Here is a 5,450-nt window from a genome sequence, read left to right on the forward strand (position 1 = left end):
CCCAACGGGGGCCCCTTATCTGGTGTACGCTAGGGTTTCTCGGTGACCCGCGGGGGTGCCCCCAGTGGCGCGGGCGCACTGGGTCCCTTCGGTCCCCGCCCCCCTGTCACGGGCGGGCGGATCCCTGGACTGCTCGCAAAACCGCAGGCACTGCCGGGCCCGAGGAGCAGCCGGCAGGCCCCTGCGTTCAGGGTGCCGTCACCGTGCGGCGACGGTCGTTACGCCGAATCCGGCGATGTACTCCGGAATCGGCCGGTAGAAGGTGTACTCGGTCAGATAGTCGCCGGCGGCCGCCATCGCCGCGTAGGAAGCGACCCATGTCCGGACCTCATGGGACGAGTTGCCGGCCACTCGCGTCATCTCCTCTGCGGTCCACCTCTCGACCGTGTCGAAGTCGCCGCGAGCCATCAGATCCATGAATCTCTTGTCCCATTCCGGTGCGAGTGGCTTCGTGCCCGGGCTGCCGGCGGCGAACTCCTGTGCGGCGGTGATGACTCGGTCCTGCCTCGCCTGGCGACCCTCGGGCGACAAATTACGCCCCGCCCCGAGCAGGTTGTCGAGCATCTGTCCGTCAGCGGTCGCGAGTTGGGGTACCGGGGGTTCATGGGACAGCCCGCCGGATCCGAGGACCAAAACCCTCCTGCCTGCCAATTCTTCGGCGACGAATCGGCCCACTGCCGTACCGAGACGCCGGATCCGCCGCATCGGGGCGAACGGGGGTGCCACCGCGTTGATGAATATCGGGATGACCGGCTTGGCTGTGATATCGCCGAAGAGGATCTCCAGCGGCTGGATAGCACCGTGATCGATACTCATCCTCATCGACGCGGCGATGTCGATATCGGCCTCGAGAATGGCCTCTGTCAGTTGCCGGGCAACCTGGGTATCGACATCGAGTGCCCCGGCCTGGCTGCCGAAGTCGCCGATCGCGGTGGCTTCGTGGCCGAGGCAGAACGGCGGCATGACGTCGTAGAAGAATCCGTTGTAGTGGTCAGGGGCGAAGTTGATCACCAGGTCGGGATCGAATTCCGCCGCGAACTTCCGGGCCGCACCGAAAGCGGTTTCCACTTGCGCCTTGACATCGGCGGGCGGATCCACGAACTCGAGCAGGGGAGAGTGCGACATTGTGATTGCGGCAATAGGCATAGCCATGGTCCTTTCGGTCGGATCAGGCCCCGAGAAGGAAATTCAAGTGGAGGCGGTCGAAGGTCGCGGTGTCCTCGTACTGCGGCCAGTGACCGCAGTTCTCCATAACGGCGAGCTGAGCGTTCGGGATCAGCGACGCGATGCGCCGGCCCTCGTCGACCGGACCGGACGGATCCTTTGTCGTCCACAGCACCATGGCCGGGACTTGGATGGAGCGCAGTTCGTCATCGGTGAGCATGTTCCGCTGTCGCACGTCCATCTGCTGGAGGACCATGTTCATCCGGCAGGCCATCTCCCAGTCGGGCTGCTGGAAAATCGCCTGTCGCGTTTTGATCAGGTCCGCCGTCACCATCGTGGGGTCGGCCATGAGCCACTGCAACCGAGCCTCGACTCGCTCCCAGCTCGGATCTTTCGCGGCTTCCATCGACAGGTTGTACAGCCGCTCCATAACCGCGGGGTTGGCCATGGTGCCGGCCATGGTGTTCAGCACGATCTTCTCGACGCGGTCGGGTTGCTGGGCCGCGATGCGGGCAGTCACCCATCCGCCCAGAGATTCGCCGGTGAAGTAGGCCTTCTGGACTCCGAGTTCGTCCATGACGGAGAGGATCTGGTCGACGTAGTGGTTGATTTCGAGGGGGTGCTCGGGTTTCGTCGAGTATCCGTGACCGATGAAGTCCAGCGCCCAGCACGAGAAGTGCTCACTGTGTGCCCGGAGGTTGCGTACGTATGCTTCGGCGTGCCCGGTGATGCCGTGCAGCATGAGCAGGGTCGGCTTGGAACGGTCCCCGGCGTGCAGGTACCGGGTGCGGTAGCCGCCGGCCTCGAGGTAGCCCTGCTCGAAGGGGAGTGTGGCCAGGTCGGACCAGACGCTGGTGAAGCCGTTGGTGGTGCTCACGAGATGAGTTCCTTACTAGCGGAGGGAAGTTCGGTGCCGAGTACGGTGGACAGCGCTTGTCGGAGCAGCTGTTCCGCCTCGTCGGCGTCGTGGGGGGCGCGGGTGCATCGCCATGCGATGTAGCCATCGGGCCGGACGAGTAGCACGCCGGCCTCGTCGAACTCGCGTACCGAGTGCCAGTCTCCGTACAGGTCTGCGCATTCGGGTGCACCGATCACGACGGTCCGGAGGAAGGGGGCAGCCAAACGATTCGCCGCCGCCGCCCAGTCTGCTCCGGCGAGACCCGTGACCACCGACATCTTGCCCGAGCCGACGGTGTCGAGTGTGGAGATGCGCCGGCCCTCGCCGTTGACCAGCCATGCGTGTGGCAGCTTGGCCCCCGGGCGGGTGCTGGCCTGCAGGTACAGCTCGCGATCGCGTGGCCACTGCTCAACCGGCGACGACGGATCCGGGATCACGGCCTTGGATTCGTATCGCTGATTGCCCTCGACACCTTGGGCGTTGAACTCCGAGTTCTTGATCTCGAGTGCACGGTAGAGCGCGGCACGTGCAGTCGCCCCTTCGGGGGTGTGCGATCGGAGCTTGGCCAGGCCGGCCGCGACCGGATCCTCTGCGCCATCCACGTGGAAGGCCGCTCTGATGTGCGCGTAGTCCTTGCGTGACTGGTTGGCGCGGGCCACGATCTGGTCACCCACTGGCACTCGTTCGTCCGAATAGCTGTCCAGGAGGGAGGAGCCTGCCCAGCCGTGCACGGCGTATGCCAGCTTCCACGCGAGATTGAACGCATCCTGCATACACGTGTTCGAGCCCAATCCGGAACTCGGTGGATGGCGGTGTACGGCGTCACCTGCGCAGAACACCCGTCCCCGGTGGTACAGCTCGGCATGCTGCTGGTTCACGTACCACGTCATAGTGCGGGCGACGTCGAATTCCAGTTCGGGGTCGCCGACAAGAGTGCGGACCTGCGACTTGATGAATTCGTCGCTCAGATCGGGTTCGCCCTTGGTCACATCGAAGCCCCAACCCATGATCCACTGATCCCAGGGACGGATCGCGCGGAAGGTGGCCATGCCGATCTCGCCGAAAGACGCCGTGGGATTCATGATCCAGTGCAGGATGCTCGGGCGGTGTGCCACGTGGGCGGAGAGGTCGGCGTCGAAGAGGATGTACACGGTGCCCGCCCTGGCCATCTCGCCGACAATCGGAAGGTCGAGCTGTTCGGCGATCGAGGAGTTGGCGCCGTCGGCGCCGACCAGATAGCGAACGCGTTGAACGAACTCATGTCCGTTCCGGCGGTCGCGTAGCGTCACGGTGACACCGTCCGAGTCTTGCTCGTGTGAGAGGTACTCGGTGTTGAACGAGACCCGGGCGCCGCTGGCTGCTGCATTGCGGACCAGGATCGGTTCCATCACCGTCTGCGGAACGTCGAGCATGCCGCAGGGACTCGCCTGGAGGTAGTCGCCGTAGCGGCGGTCGCCGGTTCCCCAGGTACGGAGCCGAGCTATCTCCGGGCCGGTGACGCTCGTGGTGAACATCGTGTCGCCCATGTACTCCCAGGGAGTGGCCACGGCTTTGACTTCGTCTTCCACCCCGAGATCGCGAAGCACCTCCATCGCACGCTGGTTGGTGATATGGGCGCGTGGTGTGTCGGCGAGCCATCTCCATTTGGTGATCATGTGCACCGATACGCCGGCTCGTGCGAGTGCCAGGGCTGTCGTGGCTCCAGCGGGTCCGGTTCCGACGACGAGGACATCATCGTCGTACTCGTCCTTCATGGGATCTCACTTCCTAACTACTTTTCCAGAAAAATACTAAACTAGTTTTCCAGCGAAGTGAAGTAGCTCACCAGGAAAGTAAACTGTGGATGTGGATACGATCGAACAGGCGCGACGGCAGTGGGCGCTGCGGTTTCCGGAGTTGGATGTGCGGCCGCTGGACATTTTCGGGCGGGTGCGCAGGATCGGCTCGGTGCTCCAGTCCTTGTCCGACGAGGTGCTCGAGTCGTACGGAATAACCCGCGCCGACTTCGACATCTTGTCGGTTCTCGGTCGGTTCGGGCGCGCGATGACTCCCACCGAGATCGCCGCGGAGACGGTGACGTCCGCCCCGGGCACAACCAAGCGGATCAAACGGCTCGTCGATGCGGGCCTGATTGTCCGTCTTCCCAACCCACAAGACGGACGAGGAGCGCTCATCTCGCTGTCCGCGGAGGCGGAGGCGTTTCTCGAGCCGGTTCTCCAGGCCATATCGCGACTGGAAAACGAGTACCTGGCGCAGTTGCCACCCGGGGCGATCGACGCACTACGTGTGCACCTGACGTCCCTGTTGGAATGCCTCGAAGACAGCGAGCGCGCCCTCCGTGTCCTCGGCACCCGCTCCTGAGGGTTGTGAACATCGTTGCGGCGGTTCACTGCGGAGGATCGGTAAAAAGGTCGCGGAGGGGCGAAGGCGGCTGAAATGTTAGAATGACAGTTATGTGGGAGCTGTACGCGCTTCGTGTCGGCGAGTCTTTGGCTCCGTGTGAAATGCTCAGCCACGGTGCGGGCGCGGAATTTCGCGTCGCGCCGATCGTCGTCTGGGTGTTGCGCCGCGGCGGCACGATCATCCTCTTCGACACGGGCGGGCCGGCCGCGGAGGAGGTCGCTCGGAGTCGGCCCGGGCTCGTGTACCGCCGCACGAACGAGGAGCATCCGATCCTGGCGCTCGCCGCTCTCGACGTGAAACCCGACGACGTCTCGCTTGTGGTCTGCTCGCACCTGCACTGGGACCACTCGTCGAACAACGACCTTTTCGAGCGGAGCAGACTGCTGGTCCAGGATTCGGAATGGCGCGCCGCGCAGCAACCGCCCGCCGGTCACGCGGGTGCCTACGGGTCGCCGGATGACGAAAGCCCGCCGGGATGGTGGCGGGCACGATCATCGACCGATCGTGTCTCCGGCGACGTGGAGTTACTGCCCGGCGTCGAATTGCTGCACCTACCCGGCCATACGCCGGGTAGTCAAGGGCTGGTGGTGGAGACGACGCAGGGCGCCGTCTGCCTCGCGGGTGACCTCGTCCCGCTGGCAGCGAACATGCTCTCCACCCCGCCTACACTTCCCGGCATCACCAGCTCGCGTGAGGCCGCGGTGGCGAGTCTTCGCGCAGTCGGTAGGCGCCGTGCGAAAGTTATGGGTTCCCACGATGATTCGATTTTCACGGGCGGAGCGACGGTCGCGAAGATCGCCTGAGGCCGCGGACGGTGCCGGGCGAGCACGTCACGCGCTAGCCGGGCCCGCGATGCCTGACGATATCGAACAATATTTCGATCTCTTCGGGAGTATAGATATTGTCGACGTAACGTGGCGGCACGACAGGGGTCATGGGGTGGCGTGATTTCACGGTATCTTCCTTTCCGATTTCGGAGTATTTC

The 5,450-nt window shown here is 64.3% G+C and carries 5 protein-coding genes; 2 read left to right on the forward strand and 3 right to left on the reverse strand.

Going from position 1 to position 5,450, the window contains the following annotated elements:
- Positions 1-198: 198 nt before the first annotated feature.
- From QH276_RS22995 to QH276_RS23005, 3 genes are read right to left on the reverse strand one after another with little or no spacing between them, the layout of a single operon-like run.
- Positions 199-1,146, reverse strand: a complete 948-nt coding sequence (locus QH276_RS22995; RefSeq protein WP_280399739.1) for a 3-carboxyethylcatechol 2,3-dioxygenase — start codon at positions 1,144-1,146, stop codon at positions 199-201.
- 22 nt (positions 1,147-1,168) lie between these two features.
- A complete protein-coding gene (locus QH276_RS23000; protein ID WP_280399740.1) occupies positions 1,169-2,041 on the reverse strand; it encodes an alpha/beta fold hydrolase in 873 nt (290 codons plus the stop codon).
- Positions 2,038-3,816 carry an FAD-dependent monooxygenase gene (locus QH276_RS23005; protein ID WP_280399741.1) on the reverse strand — a complete coding sequence of 593 codons (1,779 nt, stop codon included), beginning with the start codon at positions 3,814-3,816 and terminating at the stop codon, positions 2,038-2,040. Before QH276_RS23005 ends, QH276_RS23000 begins: the two co-directional genes overlap by 4 nt.
- Positions 3,817-3,907: 91 nt before the next feature.
- Here QH276_RS23005 and QH276_RS23010 point away from each other — a divergent pair, with 91 nt between their 5' ends.
- A complete protein-coding gene (locus QH276_RS23010) occupies positions 3,908-4,423 on the forward strand; it encodes a MarR family winged helix-turn-helix transcriptional regulator (RefSeq protein ID WP_280399742.1) in 516 nt (171 codons plus the stop codon).
- 92 nt (positions 4,424-4,515) lie between these two features.
- Positions 4,516-5,268 carry an N-acyl homoserine lactonase family protein gene (locus tag QH276_RS23015; RefSeq protein ID WP_280406899.1) on the forward strand — a complete coding sequence of 251 codons (753 nt, stop codon included), beginning with the start codon at positions 4,516-4,518 and terminating at the stop codon, positions 5,266-5,268.
- The last annotated feature ends 182 nt before the right edge of the window (positions 5,269-5,450 follow it).

The organism is Nocardia carnea (genome assembly GCF_029869215.1).
GTDB classification, from domain to species: domain Bacteria; phylum Actinomycetota; class Actinomycetes; order Mycobacteriales; family Mycobacteriaceae; genus Nocardia; species Nocardia carnea_B.

Coding starts and splice junctions, on each gene's coding strand:
- QH276_RS23005 (WP_280399741.1), bottom strand. CDS start 3,816: ATGAAGGACGAGTACGACGATGATGTCCTCGTCGTCGGAACCGGACCC.
- QH276_RS23015 (WP_280406899.1), top strand. CDS start 4,516: ATGTGGGAGCTGTACGCGCTTCGTGTCGGCGAGTCTTTGGCTCCGTGT.
- QH276_RS22995 (WP_280399739.1), bottom strand. CDS start 1,146: ATGCCTATTGCCGCAATCACAATGTCGCACTCTCCCCTGCTCGAGTTC.